Origin of the sequence: Lacticaseibacillus jixianensis (genome assembly GCF_003946485.1) — a bacterium.
Taxonomy (GTDB): domain Bacteria; phylum Bacillota; class Bacilli; order Lactobacillales; family Lactobacillaceae; genus Lacticaseibacillus; species Lacticaseibacillus jixianensis.
Genome location: NZ_RHOJ01000034.1, coordinates 1 through 25,838, shown reverse-complemented (window position 1 = coordinate 25,838; position 25,838 = coordinate 1). Strand labels below are relative to the sequence as shown.

The window sequence follows — 25,838 nt, the reverse complement described above, 5'->3', positions numbered from 1 at the left end:
AAGTTAAGGTTAGCAGAGAATGGGCGCTGTGCCCACAAAAAGAAGCCCTGAGATTCCGTATTATTCGGATTCTCAGGACTTTTTCTTTTGGGCGAGAATTATGTCTCGGCCTCTTACGCTTTCTAGGAATGGAAGTGCTTGGTCTTCAGGCGCTTCTTCTTGTTCTTTTTCTGCTTGCGGACCATGTTGTTCATGGCCATCTTGCCCAGTTTGCCCTTGATGCCGCCGCCCATCAAGCCTTCCATGCCGGCGAAGTTGCCCTTGTACATCTGGCTCATCATCTTCTTGGCCTGGTTGAACTGCTTGATCATCTGGTTGACCTTGACGATCGGCACACCGGAGCCGGCCGCGATGCGCCGCCGCCGCGACGGGTTCAGCAGGTCCGGGTCCTCGCGTTCCTGCGGGGTCATCGAGTACACGATCGCCCGCTGGTGCGCGACGTCCTTGGGGTCGACGTGGAAGTTCTTCATGGCCGGATTGTTAGCCATGCCGGGGATCATCTTCATGATCTCGTCCATGGAGCCCATGCTCGCGACTTGGTCCATCTGGTCGAGGAAGTCGTTGAAGTCAAAGGTGTTTTCCTTGATTTTGTCGGCAACTTCCTGCGCCTGCTTTTGGTCGTAGTTCTTCTGCGCCTTGTCGATCAGGGTGAGCATGTCGCCCATGCCGAGGATCCGGTTGGCCATGCGGTCCGGATAAAAGACGTCCAGCGCGTCCATTTTTTCGCCCTGACCGACGAACTTGATCGGCTTGCCAGTAACGGCGCGGATGGACAGCGCGGCCCCGCCGCGGGTGTCACCGTCGAGCTTGGTGAGCACGACGCCGGTGATGTCGAGCCGCTCGTTGAAGCCCTTGGCCACGTCCGTCGCGGCCTGCCCAGTCATGGCATCAACGACCAGCAGGATCTCGCTCGGCTGCGCCAAGGCCTTGATGTTCGCCAGCTCCGTCATCAGCTGCTCGTCGATCTGCAGGCGCCCGGCGGTATCGATCAGCACGTAATCGTTCTTCTGCAGGGCCGCTTGCGCCAGCCCCTGGCGAACGATCTCCACCGGGTCGGTGTCGGTGCCCATGTCAAAGACCGGCACGCCGAGCTGGTCGCCGATCACCTTCAACTGGTCGATCGCGGCCGGCCGGTAGACGTCGGCCGCGATCAGCAGCGGCCGCGCCTTCTCGTTGGCCATCAGGTACTTGGACAGCTTGCCGACCGTGGTGGTTTTCCCGGCGCCTTGCAGCCCGACCATCATGATGACGGTGGGGATCTTTGGCGCCTTGTTCAGCGGTACGGCCGCCTCGCCCATCGTTGCCGTCAGCTCGTCGTTGACGATCTTGATGATCTGCTGGGCAGGCGTCAGGCTGTCGAGGACTTCCGCCCCCAGGGCCTTGGTCCGCACGTTCTTGACGAAGTCCTTGACCACGCCGAAGTTGACGTCAGCTTCCAGCAGCGCCAGGCGGATCTCCCGCATGGTGTCTTTGACGTCCTGTTCGGAAACTTTACCCTTGCGCCGCAGTCCGGCGAAGGCTTTTTGAAGCCGCTCTGATAATCCTTCAAATGCCATGCTTTACCTCCTACCGCGCGGCCTGATCGGCGACGCGGGTCACTAACTCACTTAATTGCGCGTCCGCTTGATACTTGGTGCGCACGTACTGCACCAGCCGGTCGACCGCCTCATTTTGCGCCTGGTAATTCGCCAGCAAGTGCAGCTTGCTTTCGTACTCCTCCAGGCTCGCTTCGGTGCGGCGAATATTGTCGTACACCGCCTGCCGCGACACGTCGAACTCGGTCGCGATCTCCCCAAGCGAGTAATCATCGCCGTAGTACAGCTCCAGATAGGCATGCTGCTTGTCGGTCAAAAGCGCCCCGTAGAACTCAAACAGCGAATTCATGCGGTTATTCTTTTCAATTTCCATTAGCTGTCCCGCCTTTTCTTCCTTATAACAGAATACCGGTCGGCAAAGGCCGCGTCAATGCAGCGCGGGGCCGAAGCGGGCGGCGCTGCCCCGCCATGTCCGGCCGCGCCGAAGAAAAGAGGCAAAATTCCGCTTACATCGTGGTAAACTAGAGGAGTAATGAATTGGAGGGAATAATTATGGTTGCAACCATTCTATATTGGGGCATCGTGGCCGCGTTCTGCGGCTGGGGGCTCTGGAACATTGTATTTTCCGGCATTTATCTCCACAACCACGAAAACGGGAATCTGTGGTTCTTCGCGATTCTCAATGCCATCGGCGCGCTGCTGGGCGCCATCTTCCTGTGGGTGATGAGCAACACCGCCTGGCAGAAGTACTGGTTCGACAGCTCCGTTAAGATCGGGCCGTGGCTCGGCTACATCCTGATCTTCTACGTCGTGCTGATCGTCCTGCAGGTCATCTTGGGCCGCGAAAAGCAGCCTGCTGCTGCCTAAGCATAAGTGAGAAAAACCGCTGCGAATCATCGCAGCGGTTTTATTGTTCCCTAATTGCTTTCCTTGATCAGGCCCTTGAACAGCCCGTACACGAATTTGTTGGGATCGAAGACCTGCAGATCGTCCATCTTCTCCCCGAGGCCGACCAGCTTGACCGGCACGTGCAGGGAATTGCGAATGGCCAGCACAATGCCGCCCTTGCCGGAGCCGTCGAGCTTGGTCAAGACGATGCCGGAGATCTTGGTGGTCTGGTTGAACTCCTTAGCCTGGCTCAGCGCGTTTTGCCCGGTGGTTGCGTCCAGCACCAGCAGCACCTCCTGCGGGGCAGCCGGCAGCTCACGCACAATGACGCGCTTGATCTTGTCGAGCTCCTTCATCAGGTTGACCTTGTTTTGCAGCCGGCCGGCCGTGTCCACCAGCAGCACGTCAAAATTTTCGTCCTTGGCGCGCTTCACGGCGTCGAACACGACCGCGGCGGGATCGCCGCCGGCCTGGGTGGCGACCACCGGCACCCCATCGCGTCTGCCCCACTCCTGGAGCTGCTGGATGGCGCCGGCCCGGAACGTGTCGCCGGCTGCCAGCAGGACCTTTTTCCCATCCTGCTGCAGCTGGTGGGCGAGCTTGCCGATGGTCGTCGTCTTGCCGGCGCCGTTGACCCCGACGAACAGGAACACGGACGGCCCGGCTTCTGCATAGTGGAGGGTGTTGTCCTCCCCTGCGCCGGCCTCACCGTAAATGTCGACCAGCTTTTGAACGATCACCGCGGAGACCTCGTCCTTGCTCTTGGCGTTTTGGAGCTTGACCTCATCGCGCAGCTCCTCGGTGAGCTTCTCAGCGGTTTCAAAGCCGACGTCGGCGCCGATCAGCATCTCCTCGAGGTCGTCGAAGAAGTCCTCGTCGACCGTGCGGAAATTGGCAAACAGCGCGTTCAGCTTTTCCCCGAACGTGCTGCGGCTTTTCTCCAGCCCGGCGTCGTACTTCTGTTCCTCGGCAGTTTCTTCCTTGCCGCCGCCAAACGCCTTTTTAAGCGAATCGAATAATCCCATGATTGCCTCCTATTTCGTGCTTGCGGGTGCTGGCTCGTCTTGGACCTGATCCAGGGACACGGCGACCATCTTGGACACGCCGGACTCCTGCATGGTGACCCCGTACAGCATGTTGGCCGCCAGCATGGTCCCGCGCCGGTGGGTGATCACGATGAACTGGGTGTCGGAACTGTAGTCGCGCAGGAACCGGCCGAAGCGATCGACGTTGACGTCATCCAGGCTGGCCTCGACCTCATCCAGAATGGAGAACGGCACCGGCCGCACCTTGAGGATCGCAAACAGCAGCACGATCGCCGTCAGCGCGCGCTCGCCGCCGGACAGCAGCGACAGCCGCGTCAGCTTTTTGCCCGGCGGCTGCGCCGAAATCTCGATGCCGGTGTTCAGCAGGTCCTCCGGCGTCGTCAGGCTGAGGTGCGCCTCGCCGCCGCCGAACATCTGGGGAAAAATGGTTTCAAACGCCGCGTTGGTGGCGTCGAACATCTGCTTGAAGCGGGCCTTGACCTCTTCGTCAAGCTCGCCCATGGTTTCTTCCAGCTGGGCCTTGGCCGCCAGCAGGTCGTCCTGCTGCTTGGTCAAAAAGTCGAAGCGCTCCTTCACGTTCTCGTACTCGGCGATCGCGTTCGGGTTCACCGGGCCCAGTTCATCGAGCCCGCGCTTGAGCAGCTTGAGCTTGGCTTTCAGCTGCGGCAGTTCTGCCGCCTGGCTGGCGGTCGCGGCCAGCGCCGCCTCATAAGTCAGCTGGTAGTCCTCGGCAAGCGCAGCCAGCCGGTTGTCCAAGTTGACCTTGACCCGGCTGAGCGTGGCACTTTGCTGCTCGGCCTCGGCCATCGCCTGGTGCTGCTGGGTGTAGGTCGTGGTGATCGCCGCCGAAACGCTGCTGAGCTGGCCGCGATTGTCGGCCTTCTGCTTGGTAAGCTTGTCCTGCTCCGCGCGCAGGGTCTTGGTGCTGGCCTTGAGCTGCGCGATAGTTTGCGTCCGGGTCTGCTTGTCCGTCGCACTTTCCGCGGCGGCCTGCTTGATTTTCTCAATGCGTGCTGCCAGCCGCTGCGCCGCCTGCGTGCTGACCTTGACCTGGTCTTGCCACTGCGCCAGCTGCGTTTGGGTCGTGGCCGCCGCGTTCTTCAGCACCGCAAGCTGCGTCTGCAGATCAGCGACCTGCGCCTGCACTTCTGCCGCGCTGGCCTCGACTTGACTCTGCTTGGCCTTGGTCTCATCGATCTGGGCCTGAGTTTCCTCAAGCGCGGTGGCGACGGCTTCGGCCTGCTGGGTCAGCGTCTCGATCCGCTCATCGTAATCGTCTGCGGCGCCGCTGGCAAGCTTGGCGGCTTGCCGCTGCCGGTCAAGCTGCGTCAAGGCCGCCTGCTGGGCTTCCAGCTGGGCCTTGTGCGCGGTGAGGTTGGCGTGGGCCTGGCTAACGGCCTGGTCCGCCTGCTGCGCCGCCGTCTGGGCCGCAGTCAGCGCGGCCTGCAGGGTCTGCACCTTGGCCGTTTGACCAGCCAGGGCAGTCTTCATTTCGCGCAGCTGGGCGTGCAGCTGCGTCACCTCCTGGGTGCGCGCCAGCGGGGAGACGCCAAGCTTGCGCGTCTGGCCACCGGTCAGCGCCCCGCCCGGGGTCAGAATATCGCCGTCCAGCGTCACGATGCGGTAGCGGTGGCCGGTCAGGTTGGCCAGCTTAATGCCGGCATCGAGCGTCTCGGCCACGATCAGGCTGCCGAGCAGGTTTTCCATGACCGGGGCGACTTCTTGGCGGAAGCGCACCAGCTCAACGCCGACCCCGATGAACCCGGGCTGGCCTGCGAGCTGGCTTTTGACGCTTGCCGGCAAAGCGCGCGGCCGGATCACCGCAGTCGGCAAAAAGGTCGCCCGCCCGGCTCGCGTCTGCTTGAGGTAAGAAATCGCCTGCTTGGCCGCCTGCTCAGACTCGGTGACGATCGCCTGCAGGCTGCCGCCCAAGGCCACGTCGAAGGCCTGCTGGTATTTGCTGGGCACCGCCAGCAGCTCGGCCACGGCGCCGATAACGCCGGCCAGTTGGGCCTTGTTCTTCAGCACCGCCCGGACGCCGGAGTAAAAGCCGGCGTAATCGTCCTTGAGCTCCTGAAGCGTCTCGTAGCGGGAGTTGGCCCGCTGGTACAGCGTGGTCGCCTGGTTAAGGCGGTCCTGCGCGTCGGCAAAGGCGCGCTGAGCGAGGTCCCTTTCCTGCTGCTTCGCCGCCGCAGTGGTGCGGGCCGCCTCGGCGGTCGTCGTGAGCGCCGCGACCTGGCCGATCAGCTCGTCAACCGCCGCCTGCTGGGCCTGCTGGCGCCGGGTCAGCTCGGCCAGCCGGGCGCGGTCCGCGGCGCTTTGGCTTTGGGCGACCTGCTGATCTTTTTGCGCGGCGGCCAGGGCGTTCTTCGTGTCGGCCTGCTGCCGCAGCAAATCGATGTACTTGGCCTGGGCCTGGTCCAGCTGCGCGGCCAGCGCCTCTGGGGACTGGGCCCCGGCCTTGACGGCAGCCAACTTGGCCGCAAGTGTCTGGTGCTGCTCGGCCTGCGCCTGCTGCGTTTGCTTGAGACCGGCCACCCGCTCTTTGGCGGCGGCGAGGTCTGCGCTTGTCTGCGCCTGCTGCGCCGTGAGGTCCTTGAGTGTCTCCTGGGCATTGTTGGCGCGCTCAGACGACACGTTGACCTCGCCGGTGAGGCTTTCCAGCTTCATCGACTGCGACAGCAGCGCGTCGTTGAGCTTGGTGAGCTTGGCGTCCAGTTCCTGGTCGGTGGCCGTCAGCGTCTCCGACTGGGCCTCTAGGTGCTTGGCCTTGGCCGTCAGCGCCGCCACGGTCTCCTTGGTGACCGTGGCCGCCTGCTGCGTCTTGGTCTGCTCGGCGGCCAGCTGCTGGATCTCCAGCGCCAGGATGCTCTTGTGAATGCGCTGGTAGTCCTTGGTTTGCCGCTCAAAATCGCGGGCCAAAGACGCCTGCTCGGCCAGCGGCGTCACCTGCTTGTGCAGCTCGGCCACAATGTCGCTGACGCGGTCTAAGTTGTCCTGGGTCTCCTTGAGCTCAGCTTGGGCCTTGTTTTTCTGCTGCTTGTACTTCAAAACGCCGGCGGCCTCTTCGAGGATCGCGCGGCGGTCTTCCGGCTTGGAGTTGAACACGGCCTCGACGCGGCCCTGGGAGATGAAGGAGAAGCTCTCCTTGCCCAGGCCGGAGTCCATGAACAGGTCGATGATGTCTTTCAGGCGGACGTTCTGCTTATTGATGAGAAAATCCGATTCGCCATCACGAAAAAGCCGCCGGGTCACAGTGACCTCCGCCGGCTGATTCGGCAAGTAGCCGTCTGAATTATCGAACGTCATCGTCACTTCGGCACGGTTCAGCGGCGGCCGCGTGGCGGTCCCAGCGAAGATCACGTCACCCATTTTCTCGCCGCGCAGGGACTTGGCACTTTGCTCCCCCAGCGTCCAGCGAATGGCCTCGGTGATGTTGCTCTTCCCCGAACCGTTTGGTCCGACGATGCCGGTCAATCCGGACACAAAGTCGATCTCGGTTTTATCCGCGAACGATTTGAAGCCGTTGATCGTCAGATGTCTTAACTGCATGCACTTTCACTCACTTTGCGCGGAGCTTGGTCAACGCGTCGTCGGCCGCGGCCTGCTCCGCCGCTTTTTTATTCTTCCCTACGCCAGAGCCCAGCACCGTGCCGTCGACGGCCACGTCCACTTGGAACTGCCGCGCGTGCGCCGGGCCGGTCTCGCTCAGCAGGTGGTACTCGATCTCGACTTCGCCGTCCTGCTGCACGAATTCCTGCAGCGCGGTTTTGTGGTCCATGTCGGCGGAGAACTCGCCGGCGTCGATCTTGGGAAAGATTATTTGCTCGGCAAACTTGATGTTCGCCTCCCGGCCTCGGTCGAGGTACAGCGCGCCGTTAAAGGCCTCAAACAGATCTTCCAAAAGCGTGAGGCGCTTGCGGGCCCCGGCGCGCTCTTCACCCTTCCCCAGCCGGATGTACCGGTCGAAGTGGGCCTCCTTGGCAAAGCCGGAGAACGCGCGCGTGCGCACGGCCGCCGACCGCATCCGGGTCAGGTCGCCTTCCGGGAGGTCGGGAAACTTGCGAAACAAATAATCCGACACCGTCAGCTCCAGCACGGCGTCGCCCAGGAACTCGAGCCGCTCGTTATCCTTCAGGCCCAGTTCCTTATGCTCATTCACGTATGACGAGTGCGTGAAGGCTTCATCAAGCAGGCTCAGATCCTTGAACTCGACCCCGTAACGCTGGCGTAACTCACTGACGAACTCCGATGCGACCATTGTTGACCTCCTAATAGGTTGGCTATACATACTCCTATTTATTATACAGAACGACCGGCGCTAACACCAGCCGCTCGCGCAGGCTGAGGATTGAAAAGACACGCCTGCTTCTGGCAGGCGTGTCTTTTAATGGGCCCTCACTGGCGCACCAGTGCCCGGGTGGCCTCCACAATGCGCCTAGCGACCGTCGGGTTATCCATGGTGTAAAGGTGGATGCCGTCCACCCCGTGCACCATCAGGTCAACGATCTGATCGATGGCGTAGGCGATGCCCGCATCGCGCATGGCCTCTGGACGACCGGCGTAGTGGTCCATCATGCTGAGAAACTTTTCCGGCAGGCTGACGCCGCTGGTCCTGGCCATGCGATCGATCTGGTGCTGGCTGAGCACCGGCATGATCCCGGCCTCGATCGGGACGGTGATGCCCACCGCCCGCGCGCGGGCCACGAAGTCATAGAAGACGTGATTATCAAAGAAGAGTTGGGAGATCAGCTGGGCGGCCCCGGCGGCCACTTTTTCCTTCAGGTGACGCAGGTCGGCCTCAGGGCTGAGCGCCTCGGGATGCGTCTCGGGGTAGCAGGCCGCGATCACGTTAAAGTCGCTGTATTCATGAATATGACGGATCAGGTCGCTCGCGTGGGGAAAATCGCGTGCGACCCGGCCCCCTGCCGGCAGATCGCCGCGCAGGGCCAAAATATTCTCGATCCCGTTCGCCTTGAACGCGTCAAGTAAGTCGTCGACCTCGGCCGTCGTGAGCTGCGCCGCCGGCAGATGGGCGACCGCTGGCAGGCCATACTGGTGCTGGATCCGGTCGGCCAAGGCCAGCGTCAGGCGGCGCTGATCCTGGACGCCGGTGTGCAGCGTCACCGACACAAAATCAGGGGCCAGCGCCGAGACGGCACTGATGGTCTCGTCGATGCGGCGGTAGTCCTCGTCAGAGGTGCGCTGGCGCGGGGGGAAAAGCTCAAAGGAAAGCACCTGGTGATCATTAAAGAGTCGGTTAACTTTCATTGCCGCTGAGCTCCTCTCGCACCTGCTTGGTCGCCTGCACCATGTTGCGCAGGCTGGCGACCGTCTCCGGCTCCTCGCGGGTCTTAAGCCCGCAATCCGGATTGATCCAGACGTTCTCCTTGGGGATCCGGCGCAGGATCTCGTGAATGATCTTGACGATTTCCGCCTTGGCCGGCACCCGCGGCGAGTGGATGTCGTAAACCCCGGGGCCAACGTGCGTCTCAAAGTGAACGTCATGCAGGACGTCGAGCAGCGTCATGTCCGCCCGTGCGGCCTCAAAGCTGATCACATCCGCGTCCAGCGCGTCGATGGCCTCAATAATGTCGCCAAACTCCGAGTAGCACATGTGGGTGTGGATCTGCGTGGTCGGCTGCACTTTGGCGCCGACCAGCCGAAACGCCGGCACCGCCCAGTCCAGGTACTTGCGGTGCCAGTCCTTTTTGCGCAGCGGCAGGTTCTCGCGCAACGCCGGTTCGTCGATCTGAATGATCTTGATTCCGTGCTGCTCCAGGTCCAGCACCTCGCCTTGCAGCGCCAGCGCGATCTGCTCCGTGGAAAGCTGCGGCGAGACGTCCTCGCGCGGGAACGACCAGTTGAGGATCGTCACCGGCCCCGTCAGCATCCCCTTGACCGGTTTAGTCGTCTGCCGCTGGGCGTAGACCGCTTCGGCCACCGTGATCGGGTGCGTGCGGACCACGTCGCCCCAGATGATGGGCGGCTTGACCCCGCGCGTGCCATAGGACTGGACCCAACCGTTGGCCGTGAAGCGAAAGCCCTTCAGCTGCTCGCCAAAGTATTCGACCATGTCGTTGCGCTCGAATTCGCCGTGGACCAGGACGTCCAGCCCAAGGTCTTCCTGGATCTTCAGCCAGCGCCGCATCTCCTTGTGGTTGAAGGCAGTGTATGCTTCTGCCGTGATCTTGCCTTTGCGGAACTCGGCCCGGTTTTTGCGCACGGCCGCCGTCTGCGGGAACGACCCGATCGTCGTCGTCGGCAGCAGCGGCAGGTGAAACTCCTTCGCCTGAATCGCGAGGCGCGTCTTGCGGGCCGGCAGCCGCTGGTAGTCTGCCGGCTTCAGCGCGGCAATTTTGGCGTTGATGGCGGGATCTTCGACGTACCGCGGGGTCGCAAACAGGTGGCGGTTAGCAAGCAGCGCCGGCGTCTCGCGCTTGGCGTGGCGCGCGGCATCCAGTTCGCGCAGTTCGGTCAGCTTCTCCTCGGCGAACGCCAAGTACCGCAGTTCGGCGGGGTCAATCTGCGGCTCGTTTTTGGTCGTGTATGGCACGTGCAGCAGCGACGTCGAGGTCGATAGCACCACGTCCGCGGCCACTTCGTCCAGCTGCGCCAGCAGGGCCAGCGTCTTGTCGTAGTTGGTGCGCCAGATGTTCTTGCCGTTCACCACCCCGGCAAAGAGCACTCGATCCTTGGGGAAACCCTGGCGCGTCAGCAGCGCCAAGTTGGCCTGGCCTTCGATAAAGTCCAGACCCAGCCCGTCAAACGGCAGCGTCGTCAGGTTCTGGTAAGAATCCGTCACGTCGCCAAAATAGGTCTGCAGCAGGATTTTGGCTTGGCCCTTCTGCGCGAGAATGGGCGTGTACAGCTGCTTAAACAGCGCCTGATCCGCCACGCTTTGATCAAAGACCAGTGCCGGCTCGTCCAGCTGGATCCACTGCGCCCCCGCCGCACGCAGGCGCGCGATGATCTCGGTGTAGGCCGCGGCCAGCGCGTCTGCGAAGTCCGCGGCCTGCCTGCCGGCGAGAAAGCGGCTCAGGCGCAGCAAGGTGTATGGCCCGACCAGCGAGGGCCGCGCGTTAATGCCGGCGGCTTTGGCCTCCTGGAACTGGGCGAACAGCTGCCAGTCGCGGACCTTGATCTGCGTGTCTTGGTCAAACTCGGGCACCAGGTAGTGGTAATTGGTGTTGAACCACTTCTTCATGGACAATGCCTTGACGTCCCCGGCCGGCCCTTGGTAGCCGCGGGCCAGCGCAAAGTATTCATCCAGCAAAGGCAGGTTCAGCGCCTGGTACCGCTTGGGCACAATGTTCAGCAGAAACGCGGTGTCCAGCGTCGTGTCGAAAAAGGAAAAGTCCCCGGTCGGCACCTGATCGATCCCCGCCCGCTTGATCGTCTGCCAGTTGGCCAGCCGCAGCTGCTGAGCCGTCGCTTGCAGCTCAGCCGCAGAAAGCCGCTGTTTAAAGTAGTGCTGCGTCGCAAATTTCAGTTCCCGGTGCGCCCCAATGCGGGGGTAGCCAATAATCGTTGTCGTCATTTTTTCCTACTCCTTTTTGCGAAAAAAAAACCGCCCCCACACTCCTAGAGAGTGCAAGGGCAGCATGGCTGCGTTACCACCTTGTATTCGCGCCGGGTTCACACCAGGCGCCTCGATCAGTCCGGCCGAACGGCGAGACTCGGCGCTGTAATGGGCGCACCCAGACCAGCTTAACTTGCGCTCAGCCGGCCGCGGCAGCAAAGACCATCTTCACCGCGTCGCCAGTGCCACTTCTCATCCCCTGCGGCTTTCTGTTAAAGACTGGACGGTTACTCATCTTTTAATCGCTTTTTAATGTTGTGAAAATTCTACCCCCGAACGGGCCGGTGTGTCAACCAAATACCGCGAGGAAAATGAAACCGCGATGAGACAGGCTTGCGGCTGGCTGTCGGGCTAAGACCGGGAACGCTGCGCATCTTGCTGCAACTGAGCTCCGAGTTCGCAACGGGGGAGCACCCAGCTACGGTCAAGTCCTCGCCGGCAAAAAACGCCGGCAATGCCTGGAGCTATGATCAGCCTGTAGCCGCTTGCGGCGTACAGGCTGACATGCGTAGCGGCTGGCTGTCGGGCTAAGTGCGCGAACTCTGCGCATCTTGCTGCAACTGAGCTCCGAGTTCGCAACGCCCGAGCATCTAGCTACGCTCCAGGCCTCGCCGCTAAAGACCAGCGGCAATGCCTGGAGCTAGGCTAGCTGTCGGGCTAAGTGCGCGAACTCTGCGCATCTTATATAAAAAAAGCGGCCACCGATTGATCGTCGGTCGCCGCGTTAATTTTGTCCGGTTACTTGCTTTGGTGGGCGAGCACGTACTGGACCGCATCGCCGACGGTTTGGATCTTCTCCGCATCCTCGTCGGGGATCTCGGCGCCGAACGCGTCCTCCAGTTCAAGCACGAACTCGACAGAATCGATCGAATCCGCGTCCAGGTCGGACTTGAAGTTCAAGTCGTTGGTGACCTTCGCCGCCGGTACCTGGAAATGATCCACGATCAACCCGGCGATTTTATCGAATACCTCTTGCTCTGACATACCGCGCCTCCTTGGTTTTAACGGGATTTAGCATACCTGATTTAACGCGCTTTGTCACGCCTTAGCCGCAGGGTGCGCCTGGAAATAATCGACCACTTTCTGCACGGTCCCGGTCTTGACCATCTGCTGGACCTGCTTGACGGTGTAATAAACCGCCTCCGCATCCGCCCCGCCGTGCGCCTTGACGACCGGCGCCTTCAGGCCGAGCAGCACGGCGCCGCCGTAGCTGGAGACGTCAAACGTCGTCGCCACTTGTTTGAGTCCCTTTTTCAGCAGGAGCCCGCCCAGCTTGGCGGACGCGCCGTTATCCATGATGGCGTGCTTGACCAAGCCGAGGATCGTGCGGGCCGAGCCTTCGATCGTCTTGAGCACCGCATTGCCGGTGAAGCCATCGGTGACCACGACGTCGGCCGCGTGATTGAGGATCGAATCGGATTCAACGTTGCCGATAAAGTTGATCCCGGGCAGCTCGCTGAGCAGCTTGTAGGTCTCCTGGTGCAGGTCGTCGCCCTTGTTCGCCTCAGTCCCGTTGTTGAGCAGGCCGATGGTGGGGTTCTTGAGCCCCCGCAGGTCGCGCGCGTAAAAGTCGCCCATGATCGCGTACTGGACCAGCTGTGAGGCGCGGTTCTCCGCGTTGGCACCGACGTCGAGCATGTTGAAACCGGCCCCGTCCGTCGTCGGCAGCGTCGGCATGAGGCCGGGCCGATCGATGCCCTTGATGCGGCCCACGATGAACAGCCCGGCTGCCAGCAGCGCCCCGGTCGAGCCCAGGGAGATCATGGCGTCGGCCTCACCGCTCTTGACCGCCTGGGCGGCCAGCACCATGGAAGCCTGCTTCTTGCTGCGGATGGCCCGCACCGGCTCGTCGTCGGAGTTGACCTTCTCGGTGGTGTGAATGATGGTCATCCGTGTGTCGTCCTTCAGCAGCGGGCGGATCTTAGTTTCGTCGCCGTACAGCAGGAACTCCACGTCCGTGAGCTCGTCGCGTGCCCGGGCCACCCCTTCGATCACAACTTCCGGGGCGTGATCACCGCCCATAGCATCGATCGCAATTTTCATTTCGAACCGTCTCCTCTATTTGCTTTGTTAATCCAGACTGCCGATGGCCTGCTGGCGGCGGGCCAGGTACGCGCGCAGCGGGGCGAACGCCGGGGCACTCAGCGCCGGGTCCGCCTTGAACAGGCCGACTGCGGTTTGCTGCGCCGCGTTCAGCGTGGCGTAGTCAGCGACCGGGTCGGCGATCTTGAATTCCGGCAGCCCGCTTTGGGCCTCACCGAAAATGTCGCCTGAGCCGCGGAGTTCCAGATCCTTTTCGGCGATCTTGAACCCGTCCGTCGTTTCCGTCATGACCTTCATGCGCTCAACGCCCGCGTCGTTTTTCGGATCGGCAACCAAAATGCAGTAGGCCGCCGACTGGCCCCGGCCGACCCGGCCGCGCAGCTGGTGCAGCTGCGCCAGCCCGAAGCGGTCCGCGTCAAAGATCAGCATTACCGTCGCGTTCGGCACGTCGACGCCGACCTCGACCACGGTGGTCGAAACCAGCACCTGCACCTCATTTTGACTGAAGCGGCGCATAATGTCATCTTTTTCGTCGTTTTTCATTTGGCCGTGCAAAAGCGCCACCTGGTACTGGGCGCCGAACGCGCGGTTGAGGTCCTCGTAGAGCTGCTCGGCGTTTTGCAGGTCGATCTTCTCGGACTCGGCGATCAGCGGCGTGATGGTGAAGACCTGATGGCCCGCGGCCAGCTCGGTGCGCATGGTCGCAAGCGCCTCGCGCAGCTGGTTCTTGCGCACCCAAGAGGTCGTGATCGGCTGGCGGCCCGCCGGCAGCTCGTCGATCGTCGAGACGTCCATCTCGCCGTACGCCGTGATGGCCAGCGTCCGCGGGATCGGGGTCGCCGTCATCGCCAGCAGGTCAGGCTTTAAGCCCTTCTCCTGCAGGATCTTGCGCTGATTAACGCCGAAGCGGTGCTGCTCGTCGATGATGACCAGCCCCAGATTGGCGAAGTCCACGTCCCTTTGGATCAGCGCGTGCGTGCCGATCACGATGTCGGTTGCGCCGTTGGCAAGGTCAGCCTTAATGTTGCGCCGCGCCGCAGTGGTCGTCGCGCCCGTCAGCAGCGAGATTTTCACGGGCAAAGCGGCGAAGAGCTTCGTCAGCTTGGCGTAGTGCTGCTCGGCCAGCACTTCGGTCGGCACCATCAGCGCGGCCTGGTAGCGCGCCGTGACGGCCGCGTACATCACGATCGCCGCCACGATCGTTTTCCCGGAGCCGACGTCGCCTTGCAGCAGGCGGTTCATGTGGTGCGGTGAGCGCATGTCCGCGCAGATCTCGTTGACCACCCGCTTCTGCGCCCCGGTCAGCTCAAACGGCAGCGTGGCGATCAGGCCCCGCAGCGCCTGGTTGTCGAAAGGAATGGCCAGCCCGTTCGCCTCGCCTTGGTTGTCCTCGCGCAGCGCCTGGATCTGGGTCTCAAACAGGAAGAACTCACGAAAAATGGCACTGCGCCGGGCCGCCTTGGCCTCCAGCTGGGTGTCGGGAAAATGCATGCCGTGGACGATCTCCCGGTCGGACATGAGCTTGAACTGCTCCCGCACCGCGGCCGGCACCACGTCCGGGATCGCGGCGCCGTCGCGGGCCCAGGCATCCTTGACCAGCTGCACCAGCGTGCTTTGGCGAATGTTCTTGTTGACGGGATAGATCCCCGACAAAGACGGGGCATCCTGGCTCTGGGTGGCCAGCACCTTCATGCCGGTCATTGTGTGCCGCTTGGCGTCCCACTTGCCGTAGATGGCCGCCTCTTCACCCTGCTCGAACTTATCTTTCAGCCACGGCTGGTTGAAGAACGTGACCAACACCACGCTGCGGTCGACCTGCAGGCGGACGTTGACGCGATTCTTGTGGGCCCCAAACCGCGAGACCACGGCCGGCGCCACCACGACCCCTTTGATGGTGAGCTTCTCTTGGTCGGCCGCCTCGGCCAGGTCCTTGACCTGCAGATCATCGTAGCGGAAGGGAAAATAAAACAGCACATCGCCCACGGTTTCAATGCCCAAGCTGGCCAACGCTTCTTGACGCTTGGGGCCGACGCCGGGCAGGACCGTGACGGGATCGGATAATGGCATATGGGGTTTTCCCTCCTTTCGTGAGGTTGTAAAAGTGGGTGTGTGGCGTAAGCAGGCTGCAAAATTGCAAGTTTATTGTGCATTAGAAGCCGCGTTGCCTAATCGGGCTACGGGCTGGCAACGCCCGAGCAGCTAGCTACGCCCGCCACATCGCCGCCAAAGTACGGCGGCAATGCGGCAGGCTAGGCTACCTGTCGGGCTAAAACCGCCAGCCCTTCGCACCTTCGTGTAATCGGGCTGCGGGTTCGCAACGCGGGAGTGGGCTGCTACGCCAAAGGCCTCGCCGCCAAAACCCAGCGGCAATGCCTTTGGCTAGGCTGCCCATCCCGCTAAGTGCGCGAACCCTTCGCACCTTGTCTTAATCGGGCTGCGGGTTCGCAACGCGGGAGCATCTAACTACGCCCAAGGCCTCGCCGGCAAAGTACACCGGCAATGCCTTGTGCTAGGTTAGCTGTCCCGCTAAGTGCGCGAACCCTCTGCACCTTGTCGTAATCGGGCTGCGGGTCGACAACGCCCGAGCGCTTAGCTACGCTCAGGGCCTCGCCGCCAAAGTTCGGCGACAATGCCCTGAGCTAGGCTAATCGTCGGGCTAAGTGCGTCGCCCCTTCGCACCTTGGATTTTGCACCTTGCAAAAACAGACCGGATGCGGTCTCCGGTCTGCGCTGCTTACTCAACTGAAACCAAATATGGATAGACCGGCTGGTCGCCGTCGTGGATCTCGACTTCGACGTCCTCATGCGCTTCGGTAACCGCCGCTTCGATGGCGTCTGCCTCTTCGCGGCTGCCGTCCTCGCCAACGATCAAGGTAATGATCTCTGATTCCTCGTCCAGCATGGCCTCAATCATGTCGATCGTCGCCTGCTGCCGGTCCTTTTCGGAGACCTTGATCTTGTTGTCGATGATGCCCATCCAGTCGTCCTTCTTGATCTCGAGCCCGTCGATGACGGTGTCGCGGATCGCCTGGGTGACTGAGCCAGAAACGACATTCGCCAGCTCCTCGGTCATCTGCTCCTGGTTGTCGGCCAGCGGCGCATCCGGGTTGAACCCGAGCATCGCGGTCATCCCCTGGTTGATGGTCTTGGACTTGACGATCGCCACGTTGACTTCGGCCGCCTTGGCCGCCTCGTCGGCCGCCATGAAGATGTTCGAGTTGTTTGGCAAGACCAGCACGTTCTTGGCGTGGGCCTTGGTGATCGCATCCAAAATGTCGTTAGTGCTTGGATTCATGGTCTGACCACCGTTCAGCACGGTCGTCACGCCCAGGCTCTTGAACAACTCGCCCAGCCCGGCACCGGCCGCGATGGCCACGACGCCCGTCTCCGCCAGCGGCTGCGGCTTGGCTTCTTCCGCGATGGCCTCTTCGCGCTCAATGATCGACTCGTGCTGAAGGCGCATGTTGTCGACCTTGATCTTCGCGAGTTCGCCGTACTGCTGCCCGTAACGGAAAACCGTGCCGGGGTGCTCGGTGTGAACGTGGACCTTGACGACTTCATCATCGGCCACGACCAACGTCGAGTCGCCCAGCGTGTTCAGGTAGTTGCGGAAGGCCTCGTAGTCAAAGGCTTTCGGGTGCTCGCCCTTGCCGAGTTCGACCATCATTTCCGTGCAGTAGCCGTAGACGATGTCGTCTGGATTGAGCTGCGCCTGCGCGCCTTGGTGGTGCGTGGCGTTGACCATCTCGTCCATTTCTTCTTCGTCCGGCACGTACGCGTCGTCGGCCGCCTCACCGGACAAGCCTTCACCAAAACCTTCGTAAAGGAAGACTAGGCCCTGGCCGCCGGAGTCGACCACGCCGACTTCCTTGAGTACCGGCAGCAGGTCCGGCGTCTTGGCCAGCGCGCGCTTGGCCGCCTTGGTCACGGCGGTCATGACGTCCAGCACGTCGTCAGAAGACGCGGCCGCTTTAAGGCCAGCCTTGGCCGCCTCGCGGGCCACCGTCAGGATGGTCCCTTCGACGGGCTTCATGACCGCCTTGTAGGCCGTCTCGACCCCAGCGGCGAACGCGTCCGCCAGATCCTGCGCGGACAGGCTCGGCTTTTTCTCGACGTTCTTGGCAAAGCCGCGGAACAGCTGAGACGAAATGACCCCAGAGTTGCCGCGAGCGCCCATCAGAAGGCCCTTACCCAGATGCTGGGCAAGTTCCCCCACACTGGTGCTGTCGCTTTCCAGAACGGCCTTAGCGCCGCTCTGGAAGGTCAACGTCATGTTGGTGCCGGTATCGCCGTCAGGAACGGGAAACACGTTCAATGAATTGACGAACTCAGCGTTTTGTTTAATGCGATGTGCAGCGACCCGGATCATGTCCTGGAACTTCGCTGCCGTGATTTCTGTAACTTCCACTCGTTAAGTCCTCCTCGCTCGGCCGCTAGTCGTTGGCCAGTACGCGAACACCCTGCACGATCACGGTCACTTCGTTGGTTGTGACGCCGAGCATGGTCTCCAAGTTATACTTGACCTTCTCCTGGACGTTGCGGCAGACCTCAGAAATCTTGGTGCCGTAGCCGACAATAATGTTCACTTCGATCGTGACGCCGTTGTCCGCCTGGCGGACCACCACGCCGCGCGCGTAGTTCTCGCGGTTCAGGATGTCATTCAAATTATCGCGGATCTGGTTGCGTGAAGCCATGCCAACGATGCCGTAAATATCTGTGGCAGCCCCGCCGACGACCGTTGCGATGACATTATTCGAAATATCGATGGTGCCATACTTGGTCTTGATTTTTACCGCCATGCGATAACCTCCTATAACTAGGTATTTCCCAAATAGTTTAGCATAGCGACCCCCGATTTAAAAGGAAGCGGCCAGCTGTCAAGTAATTTTCCTTGCTAGGCCTTGTAATCGGCGGTGCCGTATGATAAATTAGTTGAGTGAAAAAAATCGCATTGCGATTGCAAAGGAGGTCCCTCGATATGGCAAAAGACGTAATTACTGGCCGTCACACGACTTTTGGTAACAAGCGTTCCCACGCTTTGAACTCCAGCCGTCGTTCATGGAAGGCCAATCTTCAGAAGGTCCGGATCTTGATCGATGGCAAGCCGAAGCGCGTTTGGGTTTCTGCTCGTGCCCTCAAGTCAGGCAAAGTGACCCGGGTCTAACCCGTTTAAAATTGCGTCCGCGTGGCGCTTTTTTTTTGCCCAAAATTAGGGCTTCGCCGGACCTTCGGCGCGCGCGGCCTCAAAGGCAAGCCACGCCGCCTGCAGCTTGGCCATCTCGGGATCGTATTTGGACGGCGGCGGCAGCATGTCCAGCGGGCGACCGTTGTGCAGCCACAGCTGGCGAAACCGGCGCAGCGGCAACAGCAGCTGCTCACGGCCAGCGGCGGTGCGCGTCAGCTTCTTTTCTGTGGCGGGCGTCAGTGATGTCACGGTAAACATCGTGCTCACGCGCTGGCCGCCAGCGGTCTGCTCCTGCCCGCCCTTTTCGAAGCGCTGGCGGCCCTGCACGTCATGACTAAGCAGCTTCGGTGCCGCAATGAGATACGTCACGTGGCTCTTGGCCAGGAGAGCGGGCAAGGCCGCCCGGCGCATCGCCAGCTGCTTGTCGTGCATCACGGCCAGCTGCTCTAAATACGGGTGCCCGTGTCGATAAAGGAGCCGGTTTTCCTGATTCTGCAGCGTGTCCAAAGAAATTTCGCCGTTTAAATAGGTCTGACGTAATCCGGCCAGCCGCTCCAGCTTCTGCTCAAGGGTATAAAGGCCATTGTTAAATGCCTTTAGTTTGCTCCGATCCGCAGCGGCAATCTGTTTTCGCGTTTCCTGAATCAATTTTTGCTGGGAAGCGGCCGCCGTGTCAACGCCGGCCACCCTTCCGCCTACGCGCATCCGCTCACCCAGCGTCCACACGTCTGGCTGTTTGGCCAACTCCTCATTAAATTCAAGCGGTACGGGGCGACTCGGCAGGGCGAGGCGCTGCCCCCGCGCGTTCCAGAAGCGGTCAGCATAGATGACCAAAATCGGCATGCGCGTCACCTCCCCTGACTTACTGATGATAAAACTCGTATAGGCATCCATGACCCAGCCTTCCACTTGCATTGAATAGCCCGATAACATGTTAATCACCATCCGTTTCATTTTCGCACGGCTTGCTGATGCTTACATACAAGTACAAGCCAATGCCGGTCTCACACACCAATTGGCTAAAGTCACCACCCCCTAAACTATTTTGGCCAGCATAACGCCGAACTCTCTAAAAATATATTATTTAGCTTGTGTGAAATTAAACATGAGGTTGCCGTGGTCCATCGCAATCAGTTCGCTGGTTCGCGTTTTTCTTTGGATTGAGACGGTTATCTTTGTGACGCGCGAAGCATGAAAACTGCGTAAACCGCAGTCCAAGTGGTTGGCAGTAATTGCGAATGGCGTTATTCTGTTCGCGGATGATGGGAGGGTGAGGCAGGAACAGCCTCGCCAGAAAGACCCGGAAACCTCCTGGCGATCCGATCCGCACTGTGGGATTGACCAGGCGCATTGAGCCATCTGATCAGTTTGGCGATGAAGACCATGTTGAAAGCATGGGGCCCTTCCAGGGCGTGCGAAAGGATGCTACTACCATTCCTAACTGAATACAGCGACCCTTGGCGGCGACGACAAGGCGGTAGTAGGTCCCGGGAAACCGGGACGACAAAAACCCCGGGGAGACCCGGGGGCGGGACACCATTTCGCAAGGGATGGTGCCCTTTGCGTGCACTTGATCAGTACTGAGGGCAAGGCAGGCGGGCTTTCCTGGAAGTTTCAGGAAAGTCTGTTTTTTTGTGCTTTAGCTTTTACGATAACCCCGCGGCGGGGGGGAGTGACGTCACCGGCCTGACCCACAATGCACCAATGAGTATTCCTGGTAGGCGCCACTGCCAGTTCTCTCTCCATCCCTTAAGAACAGCTTGTAATAGTGTTCTCCTGCCAACCGCGGGATCAACTTCACCGCCGCAAAGAAAAGGAGTGCGACGCCTGCCGTACTCCTTCTTCTACCTCATGTCAAACTTTTTGTCAGAGCAATTACCGCGCTCAAGCCCGCTGCCGGCGATCGCTGGCCAGTCCAAACAGGGCGCCTAAGACGGCAAGTACCCCCATCCCAGAGGCGAAGAGATTATCCGTGTCCCCAGTCTTTGGTAGCGCGGCCGCCTTCGTCTGGTTGGCAACCGGGGTTGGCGTGGCCGTCTTGCCTGGCGTCTGCGTTCCCTTGCCAGGGGCTTGCGGAAGCGGCGCTGGCGCCGGGGTCTTCTTCGCGTACCCGTCAGCGTCATAGCCCGCCTTCGCCAAGTCAGCGACGGTGATCGATACCGCGTCGCCCGTCTGGGTGCGCACCTGCGGGTTAGTGCTCAGCAGCTCGCCTAACGTAGTCAACCACCCCTGAATCAATTCAAGGGCTTGCGGGGATAGAAGCTGAGTCACTTCCTTGCCGTAATTTCCACAGATACAGTCTGCGCGCTAACCAAGCGGTCAGTGTTGGCAAACTAATTCCTGCAGCTTTAACGTCCCCAGGTTGCCATAGGGACTTGGCGTACTTCGCCTTAGTCCCATGGACACCGAAGGGCCATAGGGACTTGGCGCACTTCGCCTTAGTCCCATGGACACCGAAGGGCCATAGGGACTTGGCGAACGATTATCCGATTGCAGCGAGGCCTTTAGCCAAAATGTTCTGCGCGGCATTCCAGTCACGAATGTGGTGCTGACCGCATTGTGGGCAGTCCCATTCACGCTGAACTAGTGTTAGTTTGTGCGTGTTAGCCGTCCCCATCACAAATCCACAGACATGACAAGTTTGCGTGGTGTTTTTGGGGTCAACGGTAACGAACTGCTTGTTGTGCAGCGCTGCTTTATAAGCCAACATCGTCAAAAATTGCCGCCAGCCAACATCACTAATACTCATGGCCAACGCGTGATTCTTTAACAGGTTCTTACTGCGCAGTTCTTCAGTGACGACCAAGTCGTGGTTCTTGACCAGTGTCGTGCTGAGCTGGTGTAAGAAGCTTTTACGCTGATTAGCCACGCGCTGGTGAATCTGGGCAACCGCCAAGCGCTGCTTTTGATAATTTTTGGCTTGGTTTAACTGACGACGTTCCTGCTTAGCTCGTCGTGCGCGCCGTGAAAGTTTACGCTGAGCTTTAGCGAGTTTACCAATCATTTGTCGATAATAGCGCGGATTGGCGATGGTATTGCCGTTCGAATCCGTTAAGAAGTTGTCTAGGTTCAGATCAATGCCAATCTGAGCACCGGTCTTTGGGCTTGGCGAAACGAATGGTTGCGTCGAGGCTAACTGAAATGAAACAAAATAAGACCCAGTAGCATCCATGGAAACGGTTGTGGTGCCGATACGAATATTGTCCGTACGCGTAAACAGCCACTTGGGCATGCCGGCAAATCGCAAACGGCCAATCTTACCGATAGTGAGATGGTGGCGGTCTAACAACCGCACCGAGCCATTAGTCATTGTCGGCTGGCCCTTGCTAGACTGATAATGATTTGAGGTTTGATAAGACTGGCGGGCATTGCGCTTGTGAAACTGAGGGACACCGAATTGGTGGACCTGTTTAAACAGTTTCCAAGCGGTGCGGTAATTCTTAATAGCATTGGCTTTCATATCAGCATCAAAATCAGGATGGTTCAACCAACCATGAATGTTACTGATGCCTGTGGACGGACGTTTCAAACGTTCTTGTAGTGTTGTGATGCGCTGCAAAACGAGACTGATAGGACACTTCACTTGTCTTAAGGTATACAGTTCGCGATTCATTGCCACCATTTCGTTGTAGATGAAGCGGCTAGCATCACTGTTGCGCTTGATGAGGCGCTTTTGTTCGGTTGATGGGTAGACACAAACACGTACCCCAAAATGATATGAGAGTTCCGCCATGGATAACGTACTGAGTTTAGGCATAATGGCACCTCCAATCGGTACCTAAATTTTACCAAACATATGTTCTAGGCGTCAATACACCGTGTCTTTTACCACTCTGAAGTGACTAGCATTCCTCCCCCGATTGAAATCGGAGGATTCCTGCTTCGATTATCGATTATGTTGAAGTATTCGTCGGGGGTCGTCGAAACGGCGTCCCCCACCTCCGTCCGTACCTGTGGATCGGTGGCCGGCTCTTCGCCTTTCTGGGTAAAGTCGAAGTAGTCATCCTGGCTAACTGAGACCGCATCCCCAACCTGGGTGCGTACTTGCGGACTCGTGCTCGGCAGCTCGCCTAGCGTGCTGTAGTAATGGTCCGGCGTCGTCGAAACCGCATCAGCGACCTGGGTGCGAACCTGCGGATCCGTGGTTGGCTCCTCACCTTTTTGCGTGTAATCGTAATATTGCTCTTGGGTAACCGATGGGGCCGCCGGGACCTGCGTGCGCGTTTGCGGACTCGCATCAGGTAATTCCCCCGGCAGCAGATCAAACTGGTGCTGCAGCGCCGCTACCTTCGCCTGGGCGGCAGCAAGTGCGCTTTGCGCCGCCTTTTGCGTCGCCGCCCCCTGATCAGCGGCCTGCTGCGCGGCGGTGCTCTTCGCCAAGGCTCCGGTGTAGATCTCCTGCGCCTTGGCTGCGGCCGCCGCTTCCATCGTCGACGACTCACCCTCAGGAATCGCGGCTAAATCGGCCTTAGCGGCATCCAGTCCGGCCTTAGCCAGACTCTCAACATTCTTCGCGGCCCCCAGCTGCGCCTGCGCTGATTCAGCAGCAGCGGCCGCGGCCTGATTGGCAGCAGTTGCGGCTATTTCGGCTGCCTTGGCTGCGGCCAATTCCGCTTCTAGCGTCGCCGCGGCCGCATTAACTTTCTGCGGCTCATCCGCCGCCAAAACGGTACGGCTTCCCGCTAATCCCACTAGTCCAATTGCCGTCAGTGTTGCGGCAGCTAATGACGTCACTGTTTTAACAGAATTCTTCATGAGCTTATCCACCTTTCCCCTGCTCTCCTGACGCCAACCGCACGTTTTAGGTACGCCCCAAAGCATCGCCAGGAGAAGTAACCAACACGTTGCACCAGCACAAAGGACTCTGATCCGGCGCTGCCAATTACTTGCCGAAACAAAAACCTTTGCAGAAGATCACGCGGAAATGGAGATTGCCCCTTGAAGCCATAAAAATTTGTTACTTAGATTGATGAAGTTTGGAAATAGATCCGTTGCCGACCGCCTGCTATCATCGCAACTGATCTAACCAGTCGAAATGAGGACTCGTCGATCAAAAATAGTCTTCCACCTCGCCAGTCGCATAGACAATCTTCGACAGCGAGTTGTCCTCAGTGGTCACGGTCCAGTAGATGGGGGCGCTGCGATCGGCCGAACCGTAGACAGTATTCCAGCCGCGGTCGCCGTATTTCTTGATCAGCAGCGCCTCGGCCATCTTGTAATCCTTAATCGGCTCCCAGGCCAGCGGGTGGCTCTGGTTCGCCGCCTCCGCCTGAGTGATCGCATCGCGCGACGAGTGCTGCCCAACGACTGGCGCTTTGGGCAGCGCAGGCTTGCGGCCAGCGACGATTGCCGCAAAGCCATCGATCAGCGCCTTGTTCTTCGTCGGGCTGAAGTACAGCCAGTTCTTCTCGTTGCCCTGGTTTTGCATCGTGAACAACACGCGCGGTTTGCCGTGATACAGCGTGAACAGGTAGACGTGCTGGTCGCCAAACCCGCAAGTGGCAGCATCGGAATAAATCGCGACGATCGCGTAGTCAGCGCTGGTCTTGCCGTCCTTGGACAGCGAGTAGTTGAGCTTCTGTTCGCCCATCGCCGGTGCCATCTTGGCAAAATCATTCGGGACCATCTCCCCATAAAGTCCACGGGATGTGCCGCGTCATAGGCCTGGTATGTCTGCGCCATTGAGGTGCCCCACGCTTTCATAAACGTCGCCAGCAGTGCTGCCTGCTGCGGGGACCATAACGCCTGCTTGACGTGCGCCGGCTTGCTTGCCGCAGCCGCCTTACGCGATGTCTGACTGGCGTGCGACTGCTCAGCCTTTTTGGCCACCTTCGCCCTTTGCTTGGCCGCCGGTGCACCCGCATCCGGCTGCTGGCCAGCACAGCCCCCCAACAACAGCAAACCGGCCGCGGCCCCCACCGCCACCTGGATCAGCCTTCCCATTTTCATCTGCCTCCTCCTTAGGTGCTTTTGATGATATTGTAACCGGTATCAGTAGTCCTGTCTTCAGTTTGGCCAATCACCTGAACAAGAATCGGAGACACAAAAACTCCCCGAGACCTAAATCCCGAGGAGTTTCTGTACGGCCCGACAGAGTCAAACCGCTCTGATCAAGTCTTGGTCACTAGCCGCGAAGACTAGTCCCAAACGCTTGAAAAATTAACGCTGATTAAGCGCGACGACGGTTGCCGGCAAGGCCAAACAGTGCGCCCAGAACAGCAACGGCACCAACACCAGCTGCGACAACGTTGTTGTTATCGCCGGTCTTTGGCAGGGAAGCCTTGGTGTCAGTAGCAGTGAACTTAGCAGCAGTAGGTGTAACCTTTGCCACACCATTGTTGTCGTAACCAGCCTTATCCAGCTGATCCTTCGTTACAGAAACAGGTTCTGGAACAGCGGTCTTGGTCTTTGCGGCCTTGGCTGCGTCGTCAGAAGCCTTCTGTGCGAAGTTAACATCCTGTGAGTTCAAACGAGTGCGGTGTGAAAGAACGGAAGCAGCGTTCTTGCGGCCTTCGGACTCGCGAGTGGAGAAGTTAACATCCTGTGAGTTTACACGAGTACGGTGGGACAGGTTTGCAGCCTTCTCGGCAGCAGCAGATGCCTGGGTGCTGAAGTTTACGTCAGCAGAGTTAGGACGAGTGCGGTGTGAAAGCACATTTGCGCCGTCCTTCTCAGCCTTCAGCTGAGGAGCCTGTGTTGAGAAGTTAACGTCTGCAGAACTTGGGCGGCTGCGGTGAGACAAGTTAGCAGCCTTCTCGGCAGCTGCGGAAGCTTTGGTTGAGAAGTTCACATCAGTTGAGTTCAACTGCCCAGCCTTGGAAGCTGTAGCGTCAGAAACTTTCTTCTGCTGTGTCGTAGGCTTCAAAGCCATAGCAGCGGATTCGGATTCTTTGGTACCATTCTTCGAGGCACGGACAGCGGTCTTAGCTGCCTCAGAAGCCTGTGTAGACTTATTTGGACCAAAAGTTGCGTTAGCATAGTCACCTTTTGTGACAGAAACGCCGTCATCAACTTGTGTCCGAACTTGAGGATCGGTACCTGTAGCAGCGGATACTGTGTTACCACCCAATACAGAAACACTGAACAGCGTTGCTGCGGCCAAGCCAGCGGCAACAAAAGTCTTTTTTGCTCCGGAACGATTCATCATTATGAACTCCCCCTATATAGGTTGTCTAATTTAGATAACTGACTAAGCTACTCAACCCAAGTAAAGACTCAATCACTTATCTAGGCCCATTATATGGGATTTCCAAGGGGAGTCGAAGCCCCGGTATACCAGCGTTTTTAAAAATTAAATCGGAAATATGTAAATAATATTGTGTATTATAGCGGCAATAGCTGGTTAAAGGAACGGGCCAAAACTAGTTAACTGAAGAAAGTGCTTGCAGGAGTATAGCTTATAAGCTCATTAGTTAATGTCGAATATTCAGGTGAAAAGTAAGCCAGCCTTTAATTGTTGAAATTTTTGTTTAGAATCTTGTACGTAAATTGCAAGAACAAGTTAGCCACCCAGATCGGGCCGGGTCGAGATGACCTGTTATCTTATAGTATTGGTTAGC

Annotated in this window: 18 protein-coding genes and 2 pseudogenes; 2 read left to right on the top strand and 18 right to left on the bottom strand. The window is 59.3% G+C overall.

The genetic code is table 11. From position 1 onward, the window contains the following. Positions 1–122: 122 nt before the first annotated feature. Both ffh and EKM85_RS10700 read right to left on the bottom strand, forming a co-directional pair. Positions 123–1,556, bottom strand: coding sequence for a signal recognition particle protein (gene ffh / locus EKM85_RS10705; RefSeq protein ID WP_125586772.1), 1,434 nt, complete (start codon positions 1,554–1,556; stop codon positions 123–125). 10 nt (positions 1,557–1,566) lie between these two features. Continuing rightward, positions 1,567–1,908, bottom strand: a complete 342-nt coding sequence (locus EKM85_RS10700) for a putative DNA-binding protein (protein WP_125586770.1) — start codon at positions 1,906–1,908, stop codon at positions 1,567–1,569. A 179-nt stretch (positions 1,909–2,087) separates the two neighbouring features. Here EKM85_RS10700 and EKM85_RS10695 point away from each other — a divergent pair, with 179 nt between their 5' ends. Then, entirely contained in the window at positions 2,088–2,402 is a 315-nt protein-coding gene (locus EKM85_RS10695) for a hypothetical protein (RefSeq protein WP_125586768.1), read from the top strand. Between the two features lie 50 nt (positions 2,403–2,452). Here EKM85_RS10695 and ftsY read toward each other — a convergent pair whose 3' ends face one another. The 10 genes and pseudogenes from ftsY to EKM85_RS10645 all read right to left on the bottom strand — a co-directional run bounded on the left by ftsY (position 2,453) and on the right by EKM85_RS10645 (position 17,893). Next, positions 2,453–3,448 carry a signal recognition particle-docking protein FtsY gene (gene ftsY / locus EKM85_RS10690; RefSeq protein ID WP_125586766.1) on the bottom strand — a complete coding sequence of 332 codons (996 nt, stop codon included), beginning with the start codon at positions 3,446–3,448 and terminating at the stop codon, positions 2,453–2,455. A 9-nt stretch (positions 3,449–3,457) separates the two neighbouring features. After that, complete coding sequence (smc, locus tag EKM85_RS10685) at positions 3,458–7,021, bottom strand: chromosome segregation protein SMC (protein ID WP_125586764.1); 3,564 nt, start codon at positions 7,019–7,021, stop codon at positions 3,458–3,460. 10 nt (positions 7,022–7,031) lie between these two features. Then, positions 7,032–7,730 (bottom strand): ribonuclease III, encoded by a 699-nt coding sequence (rnc, locus tag EKM85_RS10680; RefSeq protein ID WP_125586762.1) that lies wholly within the window; start codon positions 7,728–7,730, stop codon positions 7,032–7,034. A gap of 137 nt (positions 7,731–7,867) precedes the next feature. After that, complete coding sequence (locus tag EKM85_RS10675) at positions 7,868–8,740, bottom strand: methylenetetrahydrofolate reductase (RefSeq protein ID WP_125586760.1); 873 nt, start codon at positions 8,738–8,740, stop codon at positions 7,868–7,870. After that, entirely contained in the window at positions 8,730–11,009 is a 2,280-nt protein-coding gene (gene metE / locus EKM85_RS10670) for a 5-methyltetrahydropteroyltriglutamate--homocysteine S-methyltransferase (RefSeq protein WP_125586758.1), read from the bottom strand. The genes EKM85_RS10675 and metE overlap by 11 nt, the downstream gene beginning before the upstream one ends. 780 nt (positions 11,010–11,789) lie before the next feature. Further along, complete coding sequence (gene acpP / locus EKM85_RS10665; protein ID WP_125586756.1) at positions 11,790–12,035, bottom strand: acyl carrier protein; 246 nt, start codon at positions 12,033–12,035, stop codon at positions 11,790–11,792. Between the two features lie 54 nt (positions 12,036–12,089). Further along, a complete protein-coding gene (gene plsX / locus EKM85_RS10660) occupies positions 12,090–13,094 on the bottom strand; it encodes a phosphate acyltransferase PlsX (protein ID WP_125586754.1) in 1,005 nt (334 codons plus the stop codon). 27 nt (positions 13,095–13,121) lie between these two features. After that, positions 13,122–15,167: pseudogene (gene recG, locus EKM85_RS10655) on the bottom strand (ATP-dependent DNA helicase RecG); the annotation flags it as partial. Positions 15,168–15,828: 661 nt separating this feature from the next. After that, complete coding sequence (locus tag EKM85_RS10650; RefSeq protein WP_125586750.1) at positions 15,829–17,502, bottom strand: DAK2 domain-containing protein; 1,674 nt, start codon at positions 17,500–17,502, stop codon at positions 15,829–15,831. A gap of 25 nt (positions 17,503–17,527) precedes the next feature. Beyond that, on the bottom strand, positions 17,528–17,893 hold the full coding sequence (locus EKM85_RS10645; protein WP_054665536.1) for an Asp23/Gls24 family envelope stress response protein: 366 nt from the start codon (positions 17,891–17,893) through the stop codon (positions 17,528–17,530). 179 nt (positions 17,894–18,072) lie between these two features. Here EKM85_RS10645 and rpmB point away from each other — a divergent pair, with 179 nt between their 5' ends. Beyond that, positions 18,073–18,258 (top strand): 50S ribosomal protein L28, encoded by a 186-nt coding sequence (gene rpmB / locus EKM85_RS10640; protein ID WP_125586748.1) that lies wholly within the window; start codon positions 18,073–18,075, stop codon positions 18,256–18,258. Positions 18,259–18,303: 45 nt separating this feature from the next. Here the strand turns inward: rpmB and EKM85_RS10635 are convergent, their stop codons facing one another. From EKM85_RS10635 to EKM85_RS10605, 6 genes and pseudogenes are all read right to left on the bottom strand, one after another. After that, positions 18,304–19,173, bottom strand: a complete 870-nt coding sequence (locus EKM85_RS10635; RefSeq protein ID WP_125586746.1) for a hypothetical protein — start codon at positions 19,171–19,173, stop codon at positions 18,304–18,306. A gap of 990 nt (positions 19,174–20,163) precedes the next feature. Next, a complete protein-coding gene (locus EKM85_RS10630; RefSeq protein ID WP_164510755.1) occupies positions 20,164–20,502 on the bottom strand; it encodes an LPXTG cell wall anchor domain-containing protein in 339 nt (112 codons plus the stop codon). 259 nt (positions 20,503–20,761) lie between these two features. After that, positions 20,762–22,036 (bottom strand): RNA-guided endonuclease InsQ/TnpB family protein, encoded by a 1,275-nt coding sequence (locus EKM85_RS10625; RefSeq protein ID WP_125586742.1) that lies wholly within the window; start codon positions 22,034–22,036, stop codon positions 20,762–20,764. Between the two features lie 68 nt (positions 22,037–22,104). Continuing rightward, positions 22,105–23,034 carry a hypothetical protein gene (locus EKM85_RS10620; protein ID WP_125586739.1) on the bottom strand — a complete coding sequence of 310 codons (930 nt, stop codon included), beginning with the start codon at positions 23,032–23,034 and terminating at the stop codon, positions 22,105–22,107. A 295-nt stretch (positions 23,035–23,329) separates the two neighbouring features. Beyond that, positions 23,330–23,982: pseudogene (locus EKM85_RS10615) on the bottom strand (DUF4767 domain-containing protein). 466 nt (positions 23,983–24,448) lie between these two features. Then, complete coding sequence (locus EKM85_RS10605; protein ID WP_125586737.1) at positions 24,449–25,426, bottom strand: LPXTG cell wall anchor domain-containing protein; 978 nt, start codon at positions 25,424–25,426, stop codon at positions 24,449–24,451. Positions 25,427–25,838: the final 412 nt, after the last annotated feature.

What these genes read in the sequence shown, in the direction of transcription:
- plsX (WP_125586754.1), bottom strand. Translation starts at nt 13,094, where the DNA reads ATGAAAATTGCGATCGATGCTATGGGCGGTGATCACGCCCCGGAAGTT.
- EKM85_RS10635 (WP_125586746.1), bottom strand. Translation starts at nt 19,173, where the DNA reads ATGGATGCCTATACGAGTTTTATCATCAGTAAGTCAGGGGAGGTGACG.
- EKM85_RS10625 (WP_125586742.1), bottom strand. Translation starts at nt 22,036, where the DNA reads ATGCCTAAACTCAGTACGTTATCCATGGCGGAACTCTCATATCATTTT.
- rnc (WP_125586762.1), bottom strand. Translation starts at nt 7,730, where the DNA reads ATGGTCGCATCGGAGTTCGTCAGTGAGTTACGCCAGCGTTACGGGGTC.
- ffh (WP_125586772.1), bottom strand. Translation starts at nt 1,556, where the DNA reads ATGGCATTTGAAGGATTATCAGAGCGGCTTCAAAAAGCCTTCGCCGGA.
- ftsY (WP_125586766.1), bottom strand. Translation starts at nt 3,448, where the DNA reads ATGGGATTATTCGATTCGCTTAAAAAGGCGTTTGGCGGCGGCAAGGAA.
- EKM85_RS10645 (WP_054665536.1), bottom strand. Translation starts at nt 17,893, where the DNA reads ATGGCGGTAAAAATCAAGACCAAGTATGGCACCATCGATATTTCGAAT.
- smc (WP_125586764.1), bottom strand. Translation starts at nt 7,021, where the DNA reads ATGCAGTTAAGACATCTGACGATCAACGGCTTCAAATCGTTCGCGGAT.
- rpmB (WP_125586748.1), top strand. Translation starts at nt 18,073, where the DNA reads ATGGCAAAAGACGTAATTACTGGCCGTCACACGACTTTTGGTAACAAG.
- EKM85_RS10675 (WP_125586760.1), bottom strand. Translation starts at nt 8,740, where the DNA reads ATGAAAGTTAACCGACTCTTTAATGATCACCAGGTGCTTTCCTTTGAG.
- EKM85_RS10695 (WP_125586768.1), top strand. Translation starts at nt 2,088, where the DNA reads ATGGTTGCAACCATTCTATATTGGGGCATCGTGGCCGCGTTCTGCGGC.
- EKM85_RS10620 (WP_125586739.1), bottom strand. Translation starts at nt 23,034, where the DNA reads ATGAAGAATTCTGTTAAAACAGTGACGTCATTAGCTGCCGCAACACTG.
- EKM85_RS10700 (WP_125586770.1), bottom strand. Translation starts at nt 1,908, where the DNA reads ATGGAAATTGAAAAGAATAACCGCATGAATTCGCTGTTTGAGTTCTAC.
- acpP (WP_125586756.1), bottom strand. Translation starts at nt 12,035, where the DNA reads ATGTCAGAGCAAGAGGTATTCGATAAAATCGCCGGGTTGATCGTGGAT.
- metE (WP_125586758.1), bottom strand. Translation starts at nt 11,009, where the DNA reads ATGACGACAACGATTATTGGCTACCCCCGCATTGGGGCGCACCGGGAA.
- EKM85_RS10605 (WP_125586737.1), bottom strand. Translation starts at nt 25,426, where the DNA reads ATGATGAATCGTTCCGGAGCAAAAAAGACTTTTGTTGCCGCTGGCTTG.